We start from the raw sequence: 19,418 nt of genomic DNA on the forward strand, positions 1-19,418 counted from the left end.
GCGGGCGGGGATTGTCAGTGGGGCGTGTTCTTATTGAGACATGATCGACGAAGACTACGAAACCATCGACGAGTTTCTCGCACAGCACGCGGCCGACGTGGAGGAAGCGGTCCGCAAGGCGGCCGCGGCCGAGATCATGCCGCGCTTCCGGCAGCTCGCCGCGCACGAGGTCGACCAGAAGAGCGGACCGCACGACCTGGTCACCGACGCCGACCGGCTCGCCGAACAGCACCTCACCGAGGCGCTCGGCGCCCTCCTGCCCGGCTCGGTCGTGGTGGGTGAGGAGGCGGTGCACGCCAACCCGGTGACCTACGAGGCGCTGCAGGGTGACGCCCCCGTCTGGATCGTCGACCCCGTGGACGGCACCCGCCAGTTCGTGCACGGCGAGGACGGCTTCTGCACCCTGGTCGCGCTCGCGCGGCGCGGCATGCTGCTCGCCTCCTGGACATACGCCCCCGCACGCGACCAACTGGCCACGGCGGTACGGGGCCAGGGCGCCTTCCTCAACGGCGAGCGGCTGCGCTCGGGTGCGCCGGACCCCGGCCGGGACCTCGAAGTCGCCACGTCCCACCCGGACTACACGACCGACGAGCAGAAGCGGGCGCTGCTGGGGCTGTGGACCGACGGCGTCGCGCCGCGTGCCTGTGGCTCGGCCGGCCTGGAGTATCTGGCCGTCGCCCGGGGCGAGTTGGACGCGACCGCGTTCAGCTGGGAGGCTGCCTGGGACCATGCGGCGGGCATTCTCCTCGTCGAGGAGGCAGGCGGCGCGCACTTGACCCACATGTGCGAGCCATTTCTCATTACCGGTGGTAACGCTCTGCCGTTCACGGCGGCCCGGGATGCGGCTACTGCTCGGAAGGTTGCGGAACTGCTGTCACGAGGGGTGCGACGACCGACCTAGATCGTGTCCGCAAAGTCCCGTCGTCCGCCCGGAGGCAGGCGGGACTTCGCGGACACGGCCTAGGGGCGCGGGGAACCGCGCGATCGGCCCGCACGCTCCCGCAGCCGCGATACAACGGACCCAACCGAGCCAGTAGGCGATGCCGCCCGCGCCCGGCGATGTCGTGACCCGGCATATCCTGACCTTGAATGGCCGTCGGCTGACGAAGGAGTCCGAAGGTGCCGTCGATGCTCGATGCGGTCGTGGTGGGTGCGGGGCCGAACGGACTGACCGCTGCCGTGGAGCTGGCCCGCCGCGGCTTCTCCGTGGCCGTGTTCGAGGCACGCGACACCGTGGGCGGGGGAGCCCGCACCGAAGAGCTGACCCTCCCCGGCTTCCGCCACGACCCGTGCTCCGCCGCACACCCCCTCGGCATCAACTCACCCGCGTTCCGGGCGATGCCGCTCGACCGCTACGGCCTCGAGTGGCTGCACGCCGAACTGCCGATGGCGCACCCCTTCACCGACGGCGGCGCCGCCGTGCTGTCCCGGTCCGTCGCCGAGACCGCCGCCTCCTTCGGCCCGCGCGACGCGGGCACGTACCGCAGGCTGGTCGAGCCGTTTCTGCCCAGGTGGGACACGCTGGCCCGGGACTTCATGTCGCTGCCCCTCACCGCGCTCCCGCGCGACCCGGTCGCCCTCGCCCGCTTCGGCCTCGTCGGCCTGCCCCCGGCGACCTGGCTGATGCGCCGCTTCCGCGACGAGCGGGCCAGGACCCTGTTCTCCGGCCTGGTCGCCCACGTCATCGCCCCGCTCGGCGGCTTCGCGACCGGCGCCATCGGCCTGGTCTTCGCCCTCGCCGCCCATGCCCGCGGCTGGCCCGTCGCCCGCGGCGGCTCCCAGTCCATCTCCGACGCCCTCACCGCGTATCTCAAGGATCTCGGCGGCGCCGTCCACACCGACTACGAGGTCAAGCGGCTCGACGACCTGCCGCCCGCGCGCGCGTACGTCTTCGACACCTCACCCACCGCCCTGGCCAGGATCGCCGGCTTCGGCCGGTACTACGAGGGGTATCGCTACGGTGCCGCCGCCTTCAAGATCGACTACGCGCTGGACGGCCCGGTGCCCTGGACCGCGCCGGAGGCTCGGCGGGCCGGCACCGTCCAGGTCGGCGGGAGCAGCGCGGAGATCGGCGCCGCGCTCAGGGCCGCGGCAAGGGAGGGCCGGGCACCCGACAAGCCGTTCATGATCACGGTGCAGCCCAGTGTCGTCGACCCCACCAGGGCGCCCGAGGGCAAGCACGTCTTCTGGGCGTACGGCCATGTGCCGAACGGCTGGACCGGAGACCTCACGGACGCCCTGGAGCGTCAACTGGAGCGATTCGCCCCGGGGTTCCGCGACCGAGTCCTCGCCCGCGCGACGGCGGGCCCGGCCGAACTCGCCGCGCGCAACGCCAACTACGTCGGCGGCGACATCGCCTCCGGTGCGGCCTCCGGCCTCCAACTCCTGCTGCGCCCCAAGCTGTCCCTCTTCCCGTACCGCACCCCGCACCCGGCGGTCTACATCTGCTCGTCGGCGACACCACCCGGACCGGGCGTACACGGCATGTCCGGTCACAACGCGGCCAAGGCAATGTGGCGGCGGCTGCGGCAGGAGCTGTGAGGCGGGTCAAACGACCCACGTTTACCGGCAGTTGAGGCCTCGGGGTAAGAGAATTGTGTGTCTTCTTTGTCACTTCTCTAACCGGGGGGTAAGTACCTGAATGCTCAACGGCCTGGGAGTAGGGTGCGGCCCATGAAAGATCGGAAAGCGGTTGCCCGCTTCGGATCCCGGTCTGCTGTGCGCCTCGCCGACCTCGCCCAGCTCGTCAGGGCGCCGGCCGCGCTGAGTGTCCCCGGTGACGTGATCGCGGGAGCGGCCGCCGCCGGACGCCCGCTGGGTGTCCGTACCCTCGGAGTGATCGGTTCCTCCGTGTGCCTCTACTGGGCCGGCATGGCCCTCAACGACTACGCCGACGCGACCGTCGACGCCGTCGAGCGTCCCGAACGGCCGGTACCTTCCGGGCGCGTTCCGCGCCGCGCCGCTCTGGCTGTGGCCGGTGGGCTCACGGCGGCGGGGCTGGGGCTCGCCGCTGCCGCGGGTGGGCGCCGCAGTCTGCTGGGAGCGGTTCCGCTGGCGGGCCTGGTCTGGGCGTATGACCTGGGGCTCAAGAACACGCCGGCGGGGGCGGTCGCCATGGCGGGGGCCCGCACGCTGGATGTGTTGGCCGGCGCGTTGGTTCCGGGCCCCGGTGCCGTGTCGGTCGGCGAGGCCTTGCGTCGTGCCGCAGTACCCGCCGCCCTGACGGGCGTCCACACCGGCACCTTGATGGCTCTCAGCCGGCACGAGATTGCCGGTGCGCCGGCTCGCGTTCCGGCCACGACTCTTGCGGTGTCGGCCACGACGGCCCTGGCTACGGCCATTCCGGTCAAACGAGTCGCCGTGGGAAGTGCCGGGACATGTCGTCGGGCGTCTGCTGCGCCGTCGTGGCTTGTCGCGCCCCGCGGCGGAGCCGCAGACCGACACAGCCCCGCGCCCCTTGAGGGCGTTGCCGCCACTGCCCCTTCCAGCAAACTCCGCACCGCCGTCACCGCCACCGCCGCCCTCGCCTACCTCGGTACCTACGGCACCGCCCAGGCCCGCGCCGTACAGGAGCCCTCCGGGGAGAACGTACGGCGGGCCGTCGGGGCCGGGATTCTCGGGCTGATGCCCCTTCAGGCGGCGCTGACCGCGCGCGGCGGTGCCCCGGCCGTCGCCGCGGCGCTGGCCATCGTCCACCCCCTCGCGCGACGGCTGGCCCGGCGCATATCCCCCACCTGAGACCCACCACCTCCGTGTGAGGAACCGGCACCATGAGACCTCCCCCCACCCCCCTGAAGTTCGGCTACGGCACCAACGGCTTCACCCACCACCGGCTGACCGACGTCCTTGCCGTCCTCGCCGATCTCGGCTACGACGGCGTCGCCCTCACGCTCGACCACAACCACCTCGACCCCTACGCCGACGACCTGCCCCGGCGGGTCACCGCCCTCGCCCGGCAACTCGGGCGGCACGGCCTCGACGTCACGGTGGAGACGGGCTCCCCCTACTTCCTCGACCCGTGGGTCAAGCACCTGCCGACGCTGATGTCGGACGGCTCCGAACTCAGGATCGACCTGCTGCGCCGCGCTCTGCGCATCGCGGCCGACCTCGGCTCGCCCACCGTCCATCTGTGCAGCGGCCCGGCGCCGGAGGGGCTGTCGGAGGGGGACGTGTGGAAGCGGCTCGCGAACGGGGTGGCGACCGTGCTGGAGACGGCGGAGAGGTACGGCGTGGCGCTGGCCTTCGAACCGGAGCCGTACATGTTCGTCGACACCGTCGAGCGCTGCCTGCACCTGGCCCGACTGGTCGACGGGCACGAACTGTTCGGGATCACCCTGGACATCGGTCACGCGCACTGCGTGGAGGAACGCCCGGTGCTGGACTGCGTGCGGCAGGCGGCACCGCTCCTGCGCAACGTGCAGATCGAGGACATGCGGCGCGGCGTCCACCAGCACCTCGAATTCGGCGCCGGCGACATCGACTTCCCGCCCGTGCTGACCGCCCTGCGCGAACTCGGGAACAGCGGACTGGTCTCCGTGGAGATCCAGGGCGGCTCGCTCGACGCGCCCGACGTCGCCCGCCGCTCGATCGAGTTCCTGCGGGCGGCCGTACAGACCGCCGTGGCCGCCGTATAGACCGCCGCGGCCACACCAGCACCGTCCCACCCCGCTCCTCGCCCAAACGCTCCCCTCTCTCCGGAAGTTGTTCCCCCATGGCAGCTGTCATGACCTCGTCCCACTCGGCTCCGGCAGATCCTCGCCCCGCCCTGGCCGCCGTACTGGACCCCACCGCCCGCACCTGGCTGGACGTGAGCGCCGCCAAGGTGGCGGCCGACCCCGCCGCCGTCCGGCGTCTCTTCCCCGCCGTCCGCAGGCGCTGCGGACACGGCCGTCTCACCGACTACTGGACCGTCGACGAGGCCGCCCGCGCCGTACTGCTGACCGCCCTGCCCCTGCGCGGCCTCGCCCTCGCCGACGAGGTCACCCGCCTCCACCGCCACGGTGACCCGGCCGAGCAGCGCGCCGTCCTGCGCGCCCTGCCGCTGCTCGACGTCGGCGACCTCGCCCTGCCCCTCGTACGGGAGACCCTGCGCGGGAACGACACCACCCTCGTCGAAGCCGCCCTCGGGCCGTACGCCGCCGCGCACCTTCCGGACGCCGAGTACCGTCAGGCCGTACTGAAGTGCGTCTTCTGCGAGATCCCGCTCGACCGCGTCACCGGCCTCGACACCCGGGCCGACCGCGAACTGGCCCGTATGCTCGCCGACTTCGCCCACGAGCGGATCGTCGCGGGGCGGGCCATACCCCCGGACATCCGGCCCGTCGTCCTCGCCTTCCCGGACGTCATCGGTCCCGAACTCAAGCACGCACTCACGGACGTACCCACGGACGTACTCAAGGAAGAGGGCTGACCGTGCGCATCTTCGACCCCCATATCCACATGACCTCCCGCACCACCGACGACTACGAGGCGATGTACGCCGCCGGAGTGCGCGCCGTCGTCGAGCCCGCCTTCTGGCTGGGCCAGCCCCGCACCTCGCCCGAGAGCTTCTACGACTACTTCGACGGGCTGCTCGGCTGGGAGCCGTACCGCGCCGCTCAGTTCGGCATCCAGCACTTCTGCACGATCGCGCTCAACCCGAAGGAGGCGAACGACCCGCGGTGCGTCCCGGTCCTCGACGAACTGGACCGCTATCTCGCCAAGGACCGGGTCGTCGCCGTCGGCGAGATCGGCTACGACTCGATGACCCCTCAGGAGGACGAGGCGCTCGCCCGTCAGCTCCAGCTCGCCGTCGAGCACGAGCTGCCCGCCCTGGTGCACACCCCGCACCGCGACAAGGCGGCCGGTACCAGGCGCACCCTGGACGTCGTACGGGAGTCGGGCATCGCCCCCGAACTCGTCGTCCTCGACCATCTCAACGAGCTCACCGTCGGCATGGTCCTGGACAGCGGCTGCTGGGCCGGGTTCTCGATCTACCCGAAGACCAAGATGAGCGAGGACCGGATGGTCGAGATCCTCAAGGAGCACGGGACGGAGCGGGTGCTGGTCAACTCGGCCGCCGACTGGGGGCGTTCGGATCCGCTCAAGACGCGGAAGACCGCCGATGCCATGCTCGCCGCCGGGTTCGACGAGGACGACGTCGACAAGGTGCTGTGGCGCAACCCCGTCGCCTTCTACGGACAGAGCGGACGGCTGGAGCTGGACGCGCCCAAGCCGGACGAGGAGGCCACCTTCCAGGGCAACTCCATACGCCGCGGGGGAGCGTGAGCGTCCCATGCGATTTCAGCACCCCGACGGCACCACCGTCCACCTCGGCTACTGCAGCAACGTCCACCAGGCAGAGGACCTCCAGGGCGTCATCGCCCAACTCGCCGAGTACGCCGAGCCGGTGCGTGAACGCCTCGGCGCCGACCGGCTCGGCATCGGGCTGTGGCTGGCGCGTCCCGTGGTCACCGAACTCGCCGACGACGAAGCGGCGTTGGAGCGCCTGAAGGGCGAGCTGCGGGCGCGCGGACTCGAGACCGTCACCCTCAACGCCTTCCCGTACGCCGGATTCCACCGCGAGGTCGTCAAGAAGGACGTGTACCTGCCCGACTGGGCCGACGAGGCCCGGCTGAAGTACACCCTGGACTGCGCCCGCGTCCTCGCCGCCCTCCTCCCCGACGACATCGGCCGAGGCAGCGTCTCCACCCTGCCACTCGCGTGGCGCACCCCCTGGACGCCCGCCTGCGCCGAGGAGGCCCGGCACGCCCTGGAGCGGCTGACCACCGGGCTCGCGGCACTGGAAGCGTGGACGGGCCGCCGTATCCGCGTCGGCTTCGAGCCGGAACCCGGGTGCGTCGTCGAGACCACCACCCAGGCGGTACGGGAACTGGGCGGAATGGACCCCGACCGGCTCGGCGTGTGCCTCGACGCCTGCCATCTCGCCGTCCAGTTCGAGGAGCCCGCCGAGGCGCTGCGCCGGCTCGCGGAGGCCGGGATGCCCGTGGTCAAACTCCAGGCGTCCTGCGCGGTGGAGGCCGAGCACCCGGCCGACCCGGCCGCCCGCGCGGCACTGCGACGGCTCGCCGAACCCCGGTTCCTGCACCAGACCCGTACGACGGCGGACGGCGACGTCATCGGCGTCGACGACCTGCCGGACGCCCTCGACGGCGGCCTTCCCGACGCCGACGGCCCCTGGCGGGTCCACTTCCACGCCCCGCTGCACACCGACCCCGAACCCCCGCTGCGCACCACCGCCGGCCGGCTCGACCAGGTCCTCGCCGGGCTGCTGGGCGGGGCCACAGCCGACTGCGACCACATCGAGGTCGAGACCTACACCTGGTCAGTCCTGCCCGAACCGCCCGCCGACCTGCCCGGCGGCATCGCCGCCGAACTCGCCTGGGCCCGCGACCGGTTGACCGGCCTCGGCCTCAAGGAGGACCCCTCATGAACCGCGTGGTCGTACTCGACATCGTCGGCCTGACGCCGAAGCTCCTGAAGCACATGCCCGCCGTGGCCGCCCTCGGCGAACGCGGCTTCCAGGCCCGGCTCGACACCGTGCTCCCGGCGGTGACCTGCACCGTCCAGTCCACCCTCCTCACCGGCGAACCGCCCTCCACCCACGGCGCCGTCGCCAACGGCTGGTACTTCCGCGACCTCGGCGAGGTCATGCTCTGGCGCCAGCACAACGCGCTGGTCGGCGGCGAGAAGATCTGGGAGACGGCCCGGCGGACGAACCCCGACTACAAGGTCGCCAACGTCTGCTGGTGGTACGCCATGGGCGCCGACGTCGACTGGACCGTCACCCCGCGCCCGGTCTACTACTCCGACGGCCGCAAGGAACCCGACTGCTACACCTGGCCACCGTCCCTGCACGACGAACTCACCGACCGCCTCGGCCCGTTCCCCCTGTTCACCTACTGGGGCCCGAACGCGGGCATACCCTCCACCCAGTGGATCCTGGCCGCCGCCCGCCAGATCTTCGACGACAAGCGCCCGGACCTCACGCTCGTCTACATCCCGCAGATGGACTACGAGCCCCAGCGCTCCGGCCCGGACTCGGCGGAGACCATCCGCGCCGCCCGCCAACTCGACGACGCGCTGCGCCCGTTGCTCGACCACTTCCGGCGTGCGGGCGCGACGGTCGTCGCGCTCAGCGAGTACGGCATCACGCCCGCCTCCCGCCCCGTCGACATCAACCGCGCCCTGCGCCGGGCAGGACTGCTGGAGGTGTACACGCAGGACGGCATGGAGTACCTCGACCCCTGGACGTCGCGCGCCTTCGCGGTCGCCGACCACCAGATCGCCCACGTCTACGTCCGCGACCCGGCCGACACCGAGAAGGTGGCGAAGACCGTCGCCGAACTCGACGGCGTCGAACGGGTGCTGGACGCGGAGGGCAAGGCGGCGCACGGCCTGGACCACGAGCGCTCCGGCGAACTCGTCGCCATCGCCGACCCCGACGCCTGGTTCACGTACTACTACTGGCTCGACGACGAGCGCGCCCCCGACTTCGCCCGCCAGGTCGAGATCCACCGCAAGCCCGGCTACGACCCCGCCGAGCTCCTCTACGACGAGACCGTCCCGGCGGTGAAGCTGCGCGCCGTCGGGCAGGTGGCCCGCAAGAAGCTCGGCTTCCGCTACCGCCTCAAGACGGTCCCGCTCGACCCGTCCGGCGTCCGCGGCAGCCACGGCCGCCTGCCCGCCGACCCCGACCACGGCCCCGTACTGCTGTGCTCGGAGCCGGACCGGGCGAGGGAGGCGTACGCGGCAACCGAGGTCAAGTCCCTGCTGCTGGGCCTCGCCGGCCTGCACACCGAAGGAACAGAGAAATGACGACCCACCCCCCACTCCCCACCACCCGCCCCCTGCTCGACCCGGCCCCCGAATACGCCAAGTGGCAGTCCGAGGAGCCGATCCGCCGGGTCACGATCTGGGGCGACAACAGCCCCTGGCTGATCACCCGGTACGAGGACGCCCGCACGGTCCTCGCCGATCCGCGCTTCAGCGCCGACGCCAACCACCCCGCCTTCCCCCACACCCGCCCGGGAGCCCCGCCACAGGCCCCCGGCCTCTTCCACCAGATGGACCCGCCGGACCACACCCGGCTGCGCCGCATGCTGATCCCCGACTTCACCTTCCGGCGTATCGAGCAGTTGGAGGGCGCCGTCCAGCGGATCTGCGACGACCTGCTCGACGCGATGACGGACGGCGGCGCCACGGAGGCGGACCTGGTCGCGTCGTACGCACTGCCGCTGCCCACCCTGGCCATCTGCGAACTGCTCGGCGTCCCCTACGAGGACCACGGCTTCTTCCGTGAGAAGTCCAACGCCCTCACGAGTGTGGCCGGCGACCCGGCCGAGGCGATGGCCGCGCGCATGGCGCTCTACGGCTATCTGCGCGCCCTCATCGAACGGCGCACGCACGACCCCGCCGACGACCTCATCTCCCGCCTGGCCACGGACCGCGTGGCGACCGGCGAGGCCACCCTCGACGAGGCCACGGGCATGGTCTCGCTGCTCCTGCTGGCCGGTCACGAGACGACGGCGAACATGTTCCCGCTGGCCGTGATCGCCCTGCTGCACAACCCGGCCCAACTGGCGGCACTGCGCGCCGACGACTCCCTGTGGCCGGGGGCGGTGGAGGAACTCCTGCGCCATCTGACGGTCATCCACTCCGGGATACGACGGCTCGCCACGGAGGACGTCGAGGTGTCCGGGGTCCGTATCGGTGCGGGGGAGGGCGTGGTGGTGGCGCTGCAGGCCGCCAACCGTGACCCGGCCGTGTACTCCACCCCCGACGCCCTCGACGTCCACCGCGACGCCTCCGGCCACCTGGCCTTCGGGCACGGCCTGCACCAGTGCCTCGGCCAGTCGCTGGCCCGCACCGAACTCCGCCTCGGCCTGGCCACCCTGTTCCGCAGGCTTCCGGCCCTGCGGATGACGGCCCCCGCGGAGTCGCTGGCGACCTCCGCCAGCACGGTCCACGGGGTGCGCTCGCTGCCGGTCGCCTGGTAATCACCGGCCAGTGGTGGCCAGGGCTGCTATAGAGGCAGTCATGACCACCATCAGGCTCGTCCAGGGCGACATCACGCGCGAGAGCGCCGACGCGATCGTCAACGCCGCGAACTCCTCCCTCCTCGGCGGGGGAGGAGTCGACGGCGCGATCCACCGCCGTGGCGGCCCCGCCATCCTCTCCGAGTGCCGCGACCTGCGCGCCTCCCGGTACGGCAAGGGGCTGCCGACGGGGCAGGCGGTCGCCACGACGGCCGGGGAACTGGACGCACGGTGGGTGATCCACACGGTGGGGCCGGTCTGGTCGGCCACCGAGGACCGCTCCGACCTGCTGGCCTCCTGCCACCGGGAGGCACTGCGCGTGGCCGACGAACTGGGTGCGCGGACGGTCGCGTTCCCGGCGATCTCGACCGGTGTGTACCGGTGGCCGTTGGAGGACGCGGCCCGTATCGCGGTGGAGACGGTGCGGAGCGCGCGGACGGAGGTCGAAGAGGTGCGGTTCGTGCTCTTCGACGAGCGGGCGTACGAGGCGTTCGCCCGGCAACTGGGCTGACCGGGACCACGGTCGGGCCCACGGGGCTTCCAGGCGGGCGATCGAGGTGCCGTCGACGCACAGTCGCTCAGTTCATGGCGGCGCGCGCCGTAGATGTGCGTCCGTGCGCCCCCAGCGGCCGGGAACGGATGGTGGCGCCGACTCGTGGCAATGAGTGGCACACATCGGTCCATGACCGCGAAACCGCCACGGACAGGAGCCGCCTCGATGCCCAAGGTCCACGCCCTGCTGGTCGGTATCGACACCTACCGGCTGCCGCACCTGAACCTGCGCGGCTGCGTGAACGACGTCGAACTGGCCGAGCGGGTGTTGCGCGACCGGATCGCGTCTGCGGACCTGGTCATCGAGAAGCGCTGCGACGAGCAGGCCACCCGCGCCGGCATCATCGAGGCGTTCCGCAGCCACCTCGGCAGTGTGGGCGCAGACGACATCGCGCTGTTCTGGTACAGCGGTCACGGCTCGACGGGGCCGCTGCCGGAAGAGATCTGGTACGCCGAAAGCGCCGGCATGTGCCAGACGATGGTGTGCCACGACAGCCGCGCCGGCGTCCCGGACCTGTACGACAAGGAGCTCGCCGTCCTGGCCCACGAGGTGGTCCGTACCGGCGCCACCCTGGTGACGATCATGGATGCGTGCCATTCCCGCAGCGCGATGCGTGACGGCCTGCCGGCCGGCCTGACCCCGCGGTCTGCGCCCGGTTTGGAGGCTCCGCCCGAACTCCGTGACCTGCTGCCCGAGTTGGTTGCCGACGCTACGGACCCATCCGGTCCGGTTCCCGGCGCGCAGTTGCCCGGCCATGTGGCGTTCTCCGCGTGCGACGAGTGGGAGTCGGCCAACGAGCGTCCGTTCCCCGACGGTTGGCACGGCGTGTTCACCGAGGCACTCGGCCACGCCCTGGCCCGACTCGGCCCCGACGCCACCTACCGCCAAGTGCTCGGTTACGCCCGTTGCCGGGTCGAGGGCAGGCTCCTGCGGCAGATACCGAACCTGGAAGCGATCGGGGATCTCGCCGATCGGGAGGTCTTCGGCGGGGCCCTGCGGCCGCGCGCCGCCCGGGTCACCATGCGGTATCTGCGGGACCGGTGGGAGGTGGACGCGGGTGCCGTGCACGGCGTCGTCACCGGCTCGCGGTTCGGGGTGCACCGCACCGCGCCGCTCCGGGAGGTGCACGTCGCCGACGTGTACGCCCAGCGCAGCGTCGTCGACCCGGTCGACTGGGCACCCGACGAACAACAGCAGTACGACATGGTCCTGACCGACGTGCCGCTCCCCCCTGTCGCGGTGTCGATCCAGGCGGACCCCGACGTCGTCCTTCGCCTGACCGGGACCGTCCGGACCGCCGGTCCCGGCGGCGGCCCGTCACCGCACATCCGCATCGTCCCGACCACCGACGAGTCCGCGTTCCGGCTCGCGATACGGGTACGCCAAGCCGACGCCGGCCGCACGATCCAGGTCACCGGCCTCGACGACAAGCCACTGGCGTCCCCGGTCCCCGTCGACGACCGCGGCATCCAGCAGACCGTCCGCGACCTGGACCACATCGCCCGCTGGCTGCAGGTACGCAACCTGGAAAGCGCGTCCCCGGCGCTAGAGGAGGCGATCCGGCTCGAGCTGGTCCCGGCGCTGCCGGGTGGGCAGCGTCCGCCCCGCGACGGCGTGCCCGCACCGGTGAAAGACCTCGACTTCGCCTACACCTGGACCGGCGCGACATGGGAACCGCCGACGGTCTTCGTCCGGCTGCGCAACACCACGGACCGGAAGCTGTTCTGTGTCCTTCTCGACCTGACCGACCGGCACCGCATGCATGCGGACTTGTTCCCCGGGGCGTATGTGGCGGGACGCTGGACGGCGGAGGCCGGCAACGGTGCGGCCGTCACGCTGGCCCTGCCCCCCGACCGGCCGGTCGAGCCGGGCGCCTCCGTCACCGACTGGCTGGTGCTCCTGGTCGCGGAGGAGCCGTTCAGCTCGGCCCCCTTCGAGTTGCCCCGGCTCCGGGAGATGCCCCGGTCGTCCACCCGAGGCGCGCGGCGCGGCGTCACCGGGATCCTGGACCGGCTCGGCCTGCTCGCGGTGGAGCGCGATCTCGAGCCGGCGCCCCAAGTCGCGTTGGACTGGGCGGTCAAGACCGTCGAGGTCACCACGCGGGTACCGGGGGGCGGCCCCGAAGATCCCGGCCGGAGCCCGCGTACGCAGCCGGCGCGTGGGTAGCGTGGTGGGTCGGGTGCCGAGCGGCGAGCGCATCGGGCGGTGGCGGTGGTCCGGTCGCCGATTCGCTGACGCAGAGTGCCGTGGCGTTCGTGGTCCTCATCGTCCAAGCGGCTGCCGGGGTCGACCCGTTGGTGACGCTCTCCTGGGCGTCGGCTCGGCGCTGCCCCGCCGCCGCAACCGGCCCGGGATCTTCTCCGCCCTCGGCCATGGCGCGCTCACGCGGCGTGGGTGGCACCCAGTGACCCGACCGCCGGCGTCACGGACATCGGCGCGGCAGTTCCTCAGCGACAGACGGGAGATCACGTGGACCACGAACCTTTCGAGCGGTGTGCGTGGGCGTTCGTGCGACGCGACTACCCCACCGCCGCCACGATCGCGGGGCGCATCCTGCAATCCGGCGTCAGCCTGGGGATGGCGCAGATCTTCCTCATCAGCATGCGCCGGATGGGGATGTCGCCCGACGACGCCCTCGAGCGGACGCTGTACGAGAGCGTAGGCGGCCCATGGGAGTCCGCCCTCCTCGACGTCACGCTGGGCCGGCGGGAGCCGGCGTCGGTCATCGCCGAAGCGGACGACGTCCTTCGGCGGTGCCAGGCGCTGTGCTACTCCGGGACGTACCTGATCACCACCGGCGACCTGGACGCCGGACGCAGGCACCTGCGCGAGTGCATCGACCTGCGCGTCGAGTGCATGGAGACCCAGATCGCGTTGATGGACACCGACCTGCTCGACCGGTGGAGCCAAGCGGTGCCGGAGGTCGACGAGGAGGTCAACCGCCTCCGGGGCACCTACCACGCGCTCCGGTCCGACGGACACCACGAGCAGTCGATCCACATCGCACACCTCGTGCTCGCACTCGTCGTCGGCCGGTACGGCGAGTTCCATCCCGAGACGGGCCACAGCCTGAACGACCTGGCCATGGCCTACGCCGCGACCGGCGACTGGCAGCGGGCCGAGCCGCTCCTGGCCCACGCTCTTCAGCTGGCGCTGCTGTTCGACGGGGCGTCGAGCGAGTTCTACGCGGTCGTTCTCGACAACCTCGCCCAGGCGAAACACGCTCAGGGTCACCTCGACGTCGCCGAGGAGGCGCACCGCCTGGCGCTGGAATCCTTCGCCCGGGCGGTCGGAACCGACCACCCGTCGTACGCGACGTCTCTCGGCAATCTGGCCCTGGTGTGCGCCAAGCTCGGCAAGCACACCGAGGCCGAGCGGCTCTACCGCGAAGCCGTCGATCTCAGGCGCCGCCTCTTCGGCACCGACGACTTGCGGTACATCGGCATGGTCGACGGCCTCACTCAGGTCCACCTCGACATGGGAAAGCTCAGTGCGGCCGAAGCACAGGTGACGGAGATCGTCGACATCGCCGGCCGCTTGAAGGGCATCACCTCGCCGGAGTACGCCTCGCGCCTCAAGCAACTGGGCGACCTGTACCACCAGATGGGCCGGTACTCCGACAGCGCCGACCGGTACCACGAGGCCTTCAGCATCGATCACGCGAACCTGGGCCTAGACCACCCCACCACCGTCGACACGGGGGCCAGGATGGCGCTCTCCCAGAAGCTCGCAGGCCAATTCGGGGAAGCGGTGCTCGGTTACCGGTACGTCATGGCCCACCAGTCGGGCGCTGACCTCGCGGTTACCACGCACAACCTCGCCGTGCTCCATCTCGACGCCGGGGACGGGTACGCCGCCCGCCGCTACGCGGAGGAGGCGATCGAACTGCACCGCTCGGCCGGCCTCGAGGAATCCGTCGACCACGCGATGCTGCTCGTCGGCAAAGCCGCGGTCGACTCCGCCGAGGGCCGGCATGACGACGCGGAGAGCACCCTCCGCCAGGCGATGGACCTCATCGAACGGCATGCCGGTCGCGAGAACGAGTACTACGCGAACGCCTGCAGCGGGCTGGCAAGGTGTCGCATCGCGCAGCAACGCTACGACGAGGCCGACGAACTTCTGCGGACCAGCCTCCGGCTGATGGAGGAGGCGGTGGGCGACGACGCTCCGGCCGTCGCGGTCACCGTCGGCCAGCGCGGAACGGTTCAGCTCGCGAAGGGCCGGTGGGCCGACGCCGAGCAACTGTTCCGACGCGCGGTCGAGCTGCTGGGCCGGGACACCGACGCGGAACGGAAGCCGCCGTACATCGAGCTGTTGCGGGAGCTCGGTCGGGCTCTCGTCGGGATGGGACGTGAACGCGAGGCGATCGACGTAGTTCTGACGGCCGAGCGGTACCAGGACCGTCTCATCCAGGAGAAGTCCACGGTGGCGGGAGTCTCCTCCCTCTCCGTCGATCAGCCGGTCGCGCTGCTGAACATCCTCGGCCGGCCCCGCTTCCAGGAACCCGGGCTGGTGTCACAGCTGTTGGAGGTCGTCTGGCGACGCAAGGGAATCGTGGCCGAGGCCGACTTCGTCCGCAGGCGCGAGGAGATCCACAGCCGAGAGCACGACGGCGGTGACGTGCAGAGCAAGTTCGCCGAGGTCCAGCAGGCCATCGAAACCGGCGAGATCCCACCCGTGGCCGATCTTGAGGACATGTTGCATGACATTCTCGACACCTACGCGCGAAACCTCCGGTACGGGATGTATCCGGACGTCGAGGCGGCCCATCGAGACCTGCACGCCCACATCATGGAGGGGTGGCCCGAGCAGGGGGACCTGAGCCGGGAGGAGTGGCTGGAACGGCTTTCCGAGTACGCCGGGAAGGCGGGGTCCCTGATGGGAAACCGAGACCGCCTCGAGTCCGAGCTCCGGACCCTCTTCGGTGGTGAGGGATGGCTGGGCGAGGTTCTGCCGCGGGTCACCCTGGAGGCCGTCCGGTCGCGGCTTCCCGAGGGGTCGGCGCTCGTCGAGTTCCTGTGCGTTCCGACGCTCGACGAGTCGGCCGTCCTGGCCGAGGGCGGGTCGCGGTGGGGACCCGACCGGTACTACGCGTTCGTCGTCACACCCGATCGCGATGACGACGTCCGCCTGCTCGACCTGGGTACGGCCGACAGCGTCGACGCGAACATCGCCCTGCTGCGCCGCGACATCACCCGCGGCGGCCGGGCGCGCGACATCGACCCTGTCGCTCCGGACGACGTCGCGCGGGCGTCCGGCCAGGCCGCCGTCGAACTGCGCAAGGCCCTTCTGGACCCACTGCGGATCGACGACCGGACGCGGTTGTTCCTCGCTCCCGACGCCCAGCTGTACACGCTGCCCTTCGAGATCCTGCCCCTCGACGACGGCCGCCTCGTCATCGATGCCCATGAGATCGCCTACCTGACGACCGGCCGCGAGCTGATCCCCGCCCACCGAACCGCCCCCGAGCCGGCCAACCCCCCGGTCGTCATCGCCGACCCCGACTACGACCTCGCCCTCGACACGACCACCGACCCGGCTCCCCCGGAAGGTGACCCGGACGCGCGACGTGCCGCCGGCCTCCGCTTCTCCCGGCTGCCGGGAACGCGCGACGAGGGGCGGCACATCGCCGACCTGCTCGGTGTCAAGGCGTGGCTCGGCGCCGACGCCGTCGAGGGGCCGCTCAAGCAGCAACGGTCGCCTGTCATTCTCCACATCGCCTCACACGGCTACTTCCTCGACGACGACCGGCCGACGGACAGCCACAGCCGGCAGGCCGACCGGCGCGCGTTCAGCGCCTTCCCCGCTCCCTTGCTCAACTCCGGGCTCGCCCTCGCCGGTGCCAACACCTGGCTGCGCCGCGGCCGGCTGCCCGACCCGGCGGAAGACGGGCTGCTGACCGCTGCCGACTTCGCCACCATGGACCTGTCCGGCACCGAACTCGTCGTGCTCTCGGCCTGCGACACAGGGCGCGGCCTGGTCGCCGTCGGGCAGGGCGTGTACGGGCTCCGCCGGTCGGTGGGAATCGCCGGTGCGCGGACCCTGGTGATGAGCCTGTGGCAGGTCCCTGACCGGGAGACGCAGGAGCTGATGGAAGATTTCTACGGCCGCATCAAACGTGGCGAACCGCGCGGTTCCGCCTTCCGCGCGGCCCAGTTGGCGATGCGCGCCCGCAGGCCCGATCCGTACTACTGGGGCGCGTTCATCTGCCAGGGCGACCCCGGGCCGATGTCCGCGGGCTTCCTCAACGACGTCGATCGGTAGGACGTCGCCGTGCGGCTGTCCCCCCGGTGGTCGCGGCGGCCGTCCTTGCCTCTCCTCGCCTTCTTCTTCCTGGTTCTGCAGCACAGCGCTCGGACCGGTTACGTCAGTGGCATGGCGCTGTAACAGTCCTGACGGAGGCTCATGAAGCACCTCCGGTCTCCTCAGTGACTCGCACCCCCCACGTGACCGGGTTGACCGAACGACCGCTCCCCGGTCGGCGCGCGCCCCCGGGGTGCGGGTGAGGAGGAATTGATGGCTGCAGAGCAATTCCCGGCATCCCGCCGTGACTTCCTGAGATCCGTCGGTGCGGCGGGTGGCGCCGGAGTGCTGTACTCGGCGATGGGTGCACTCGGCCTGGCCCCGGTGCCGGACGTACGGGCGGACGAGTACCGGGCGCCCCGGCGAAGCGACTTCGCCCTCACCGGACGCGGCGGCAAGAAGGTGCTCGTGCTCGGCGGCGGCATAGCCGGCCTGGCGACGGCGTACGAGCTGGGAAAGGCCGGTTACGACTGCCGGATCCTGGAGGCGAAGGACCGCCCCGGGGGCCGCAACTGGACGGTCCGCGGCGGCACGACGCTGACCGACCTCGACGGGCGTACGCAGACGGCGTCGTTCACCAAGGGCCAGTACATGAACGCGGGCCCGGCCCGGCTGCCGCAGTCCCATGTCACGCTCGAGTACTGCCGCGAACTCGGCGTAGAGCTCCAGGTGTTCACCAACCAGAACGCCAACGCGTACATCTACCACGAGAACAGCGCCGCCCTCGCGGGCAAGCCCATGCGCTGGCGCACGGCGAAGGCCGACGTCTACGGCTACGTCTCCGAACTGCTCGCCAAGGCCACCGACCAGGGCGCCCTCGACGCACGTCTCACCGCGCAGGACAAGGAACGGCTGATCGCGTTCCTGCAGAGCTTCGGCGCGATCAAGGGCAAAGCCGACGGCTACGTCTACACCGGCACCGACCGGCGAGGCTACTCCGTCGAGCCGGGCGCGGCCTTCGAGGACGGCACGGTCCTCGCACCGGTGCCGTCGCTGTCGGACGTCATCGCCAGCGGCGTGGGGCAGCGCTTCGCCTTCGAACTCGGCTACGACCAGGCCATGTTGATGTTCCAGCCGGTGGGCGGCATGGACGCGATCCCGTACGCCCTGGCCGAGGCGATCGGCCGGGGCCGTATCGCCTACGGCGCCAAGGCCCTGGAGGTCAAGGACCTGCCGGACGGCGCCGAGGTCACGTACGAGGACGCCGGCGGCCGTACCCGCACCCAGCGCGCCGACTTCGTCGTCGCGGCCATGCCGCCGATGGTCATGGCCCGCCTCAAGCACAACCTCGGGGCCGGCATCACCGCGGCGCTGAAGTACGCCGTCCCGACCCCCGTCGGCAAGATCGGGCTCGAGTACCGCAGTCGCTGGTGGGAGACGGACGAGCACATCTACGGCGGCATCACGCCGACCGACACGGACCTGGCCACCATCTGGTACCCCTCGTACGGCTACCAGGGCCGCCGCGGCACACTCATCGGCTACTACAACTTCGGTGCGAACGCCGTCGCGTACAGCGACCTGCCGCACGCCCAGCGCCTCGCGCGGGCGGTGAGCCGGGGCGTGAAGATCCACGGCGACAAGTACCGCACGGAACTCGATCACTCCTTCAGCGTGGCCTGGCACCGCACGCCTCATATCGAGGCCGGCTGGGTGGGCTGGCCCTCGCAGACCGGTCCCGAGTACCGGCTGCTCAACCAGCCCGCCGGGCACGTCTACTTCGCCGGCGACTGGCTCAGCCATGTCATCGCCTGGCAGCACGGCGCGTTCACCTCGGCCCGCAAGGTCGTGACCGACATCCACGAAAGGGTGATGGCCGCATGAAGCGACGTACGAAAGTGGTGATCGGTACGGCCCTGACCGCCTCGCTCCTCACCGGCGGCACCGCGCTCGCCGAGGGCAGGGGCTGGTGGCCCGGCCCCGGAGAGGTCCGCGTGATGCTGCCCGAGGGCCAGTCCAACCCGGCGATCGCCTCCGGCGTGGCGACCGGCGGTGGGGTGGCGGTCTACCAGAGCAGCGGCCTCGGCCCGACCGCGCTCAACCCGTCCGCGCCGGCCGGCTCACCCGAGCTCTACACCGACCCGGCCCTCACTCAGGGCGCCACGGGCGTCACGGTCACCGAGGCCCAGGCACTCGTCGTCCTGCGCAACATCAAGACCAACCTCGAGACGGCGGGTCTGACCCTGGCCGACGTCATCACCATGAAGTGCTACCTGATGAAACCGCCCGGCGCCGAGACCGCCGACTACGCGGGATGGAACCGCGCGTACCGCCAGTACTTCGCCAACATCGACCTCACCTCGAAGGAGGTCGTCCCGGTCCCGATGGGCACCTCCGCCCCCAAGGCACCGCTGGTCGCGAACAAGGCCCGCCCCGCGCGCGCCACGATGGAGGTCGCGTCGCTGGCCGTCAAGGGCTGGATCGTGGAGGTCGAGGTCACCGCCGCGTACAAGAAGCGCTGACGGGCGCGGATCCGCGGCGCAACCGCAGCGAGGGCCGGGTCCGTGACCGGGCCCGGCCCCGAG

14 protein-coding genes are annotated in these 19,418 nt (G+C 71.4%); all 14 read left to right on the forward strand.

Features of this window, described 5'->3' with window-relative positions:
- The first annotated feature begins 40 nt into the window (after nucleotides 1-40).
- Entirely contained in the window at nucleotides 41-901 is an 861-nt protein-coding gene (locus tag ACIBAG_RS26485) for an inositol monophosphatase family protein (RefSeq protein WP_399108118.1), read from the forward strand.
- Nucleotides 902-1,128: 227 nt separating this feature from the next.
- A complete protein-coding gene (locus ACIBAG_RS26490) occupies nucleotides 1,129-2,541 on the forward strand; it encodes a phytoene desaturase family protein (RefSeq protein ID WP_399108120.1) in 1,413 nt (470 codons plus the stop codon).
- Nucleotides 2,542-2,673: 132 nt separating this feature from the next.
- The gene (locus ACIBAG_RS26495; protein ID WP_399108121.1) at nucleotides 2,674-3,738 is read left to right on the forward strand and encodes an SCO3242 family prenyltransferase; all 1,065 of its coding nucleotides are present in this window, start codon (nucleotides 2,674-2,676) and stop codon (nucleotides 3,736-3,738) included.
- Nucleotides 3,739-3,770: 32 nt separating this feature from the next.
- A complete protein-coding gene (locus ACIBAG_RS26500) occupies nucleotides 3,771-4,634 on the forward strand; it encodes a sugar phosphate isomerase/epimerase family protein (RefSeq protein WP_399108122.1) in 864 nt (287 codons plus the stop codon).
- A gap of 89 nt (nucleotides 4,635-4,723) precedes the next feature.
- Nucleotides 4,724-5,410 (forward strand): EboA domain-containing protein, encoded by a 687-nt coding sequence (locus tag ACIBAG_RS26505; protein ID WP_399108124.1) that lies wholly within the window; start codon nucleotides 4,724-4,726, stop codon nucleotides 5,408-5,410.
- A gap of 2 nt (nucleotides 5,411-5,412) precedes the next feature.
- Nucleotides 5,413-6,267, forward strand: a complete 855-nt coding sequence (locus ACIBAG_RS26510; RefSeq protein WP_399108125.1) for a TatD family hydrolase — start codon at nucleotides 5,413-5,415, stop codon at nucleotides 6,265-6,267.
- A 7-nt stretch (nucleotides 6,268-6,274) separates the two neighbouring features.
- Nucleotides 6,275-7,432, forward strand: a complete 1,158-nt coding sequence (eboE, locus tag ACIBAG_RS26515; protein ID WP_399108126.1) for a metabolite traffic protein EboE — start codon at nucleotides 6,275-6,277, stop codon at nucleotides 7,430-7,432.
- On the forward strand, nucleotides 7,429-8,817 hold the full coding sequence (locus tag ACIBAG_RS26520; protein WP_399108127.1) for an alkaline phosphatase family protein: 1,389 nt from the start codon (nucleotides 7,429-7,431) through the stop codon (nucleotides 8,815-8,817). Before eboE ends, ACIBAG_RS26520 begins: the two co-directional genes overlap by 4 nt.
- Entirely contained in the window at nucleotides 8,814-9,998 is a 1,185-nt protein-coding gene (locus ACIBAG_RS26525) for a cytochrome P450 (protein WP_399108128.1), read from the forward strand. Before ACIBAG_RS26520 ends, ACIBAG_RS26525 begins: the two co-directional genes overlap by 4 nt.
- 40 nt (nucleotides 9,999-10,038) lie before the next feature.
- Nucleotides 10,039-10,548, forward strand: a complete 510-nt coding sequence (locus ACIBAG_RS26530) for an O-acetyl-ADP-ribose deacetylase (protein ID WP_399108129.1) — start codon at nucleotides 10,039-10,041, stop codon at nucleotides 10,546-10,548.
- A 207-nt stretch (nucleotides 10,549-10,755) separates the two neighbouring features.
- Nucleotides 10,756-12,756 carry a caspase family protein gene (locus ACIBAG_RS26535; protein WP_399108130.1) on the forward strand — a complete coding sequence of 667 codons (2,001 nt, stop codon included), beginning with the start codon at nucleotides 10,756-10,758 and terminating at the stop codon, nucleotides 12,754-12,756.
- A gap of 303 nt (nucleotides 12,757-13,059) precedes the next feature.
- A complete protein-coding gene (locus tag ACIBAG_RS26540; protein ID WP_399108131.1) occupies nucleotides 13,060-16,854 on the forward strand; it encodes a CHAT domain-containing protein in 3,795 nt (1,264 codons plus the stop codon).
- A 252-nt stretch (nucleotides 16,855-17,106) separates the two neighbouring features.
- Nucleotides 17,107-18,717: a flavin monoamine oxidase family protein gene (locus ACIBAG_RS26545; protein WP_399108133.1), complete on the forward strand. Its 1,611-nt coding sequence runs from the start codon at nucleotides 17,107-17,109 to the stop codon at nucleotides 18,715-18,717.
- Nucleotides 18,714-19,355: a Rid family hydrolase gene (locus tag ACIBAG_RS26550; protein WP_399108135.1), complete on the forward strand. Its 642-nt coding sequence runs from the start codon at nucleotides 18,714-18,716 to the stop codon at nucleotides 19,353-19,355. Before ACIBAG_RS26545 ends, ACIBAG_RS26550 begins: the two co-directional genes overlap by 4 nt.
- The last annotated feature ends 63 nt before the right edge of the window (nucleotides 19,356-19,418 follow it).

Source organism: Streptomyces sp. NPDC051243, from assembly GCF_044455405.1.
Lineage (GTDB): Bacteria > Actinomycetota > Actinomycetes > Streptomycetales > Streptomycetaceae > Streptomyces.

What these genes read in the sequence shown, in the direction of transcription:
- ACIBAG_RS26485 (WP_399108118.1), top strand. Translation starts at nt 41, where the DNA reads ATGATCGACGAAGACTACGAAACCATCGACGAGTTTCTCGCACAGCAC.
- ACIBAG_RS26490 (WP_399108120.1), top strand. Translation starts at nt 1,129, where the DNA reads ATGCTCGATGCGGTCGTGGTGGGTGCGGGGCCGAACGGACTGACCGCT.
- ACIBAG_RS26495 (WP_399108121.1), top strand. Translation starts at nt 2,674, where the DNA reads ATGAAAGATCGGAAAGCGGTTGCCCGCTTCGGATCCCGGTCTGCTGTG.
- ACIBAG_RS26500 (WP_399108122.1), top strand. Translation starts at nt 3,771, where the DNA reads ATGAGACCTCCCCCCACCCCCCTGAAGTTCGGCTACGGCACCAACGGC.
- ACIBAG_RS26505 (WP_399108124.1), top strand. Translation starts at nt 4,724, where the DNA reads ATGACCTCGTCCCACTCGGCTCCGGCAGATCCTCGCCCCGCCCTGGCC.
- eboE (WP_399108126.1), top strand. Translation starts at nt 6,275, where the DNA reads ATGCGATTTCAGCACCCCGACGGCACCACCGTCCACCTCGGCTACTGC.
- ACIBAG_RS26520 (WP_399108127.1), top strand. Translation starts at nt 7,429, where the DNA reads ATGAACCGCGTGGTCGTACTCGACATCGTCGGCCTGACGCCGAAGCTC.
- ACIBAG_RS26525 (WP_399108128.1), top strand. Translation starts at nt 8,814, where the DNA reads ATGACGACCCACCCCCCACTCCCCACCACCCGCCCCCTGCTCGACCCG.
- ACIBAG_RS26530 (WP_399108129.1), top strand. Translation starts at nt 10,039, where the DNA reads ATGACCACCATCAGGCTCGTCCAGGGCGACATCACGCGCGAGAGCGCC.
- ACIBAG_RS26535 (WP_399108130.1), top strand. Translation starts at nt 10,756, where the DNA reads ATGCCCAAGGTCCACGCCCTGCTGGTCGGTATCGACACCTACCGGCTG.
- ACIBAG_RS26545 (WP_399108133.1), top strand. Translation starts at nt 17,107, where the DNA reads ATGGCTGCAGAGCAATTCCCGGCATCCCGCCGTGACTTCCTGAGATCC.
- ACIBAG_RS26550 (WP_399108135.1), top strand. Translation starts at nt 18,714, where the DNA reads ATGAAGCGACGTACGAAAGTGGTGATCGGTACGGCCCTGACCGCCTCG.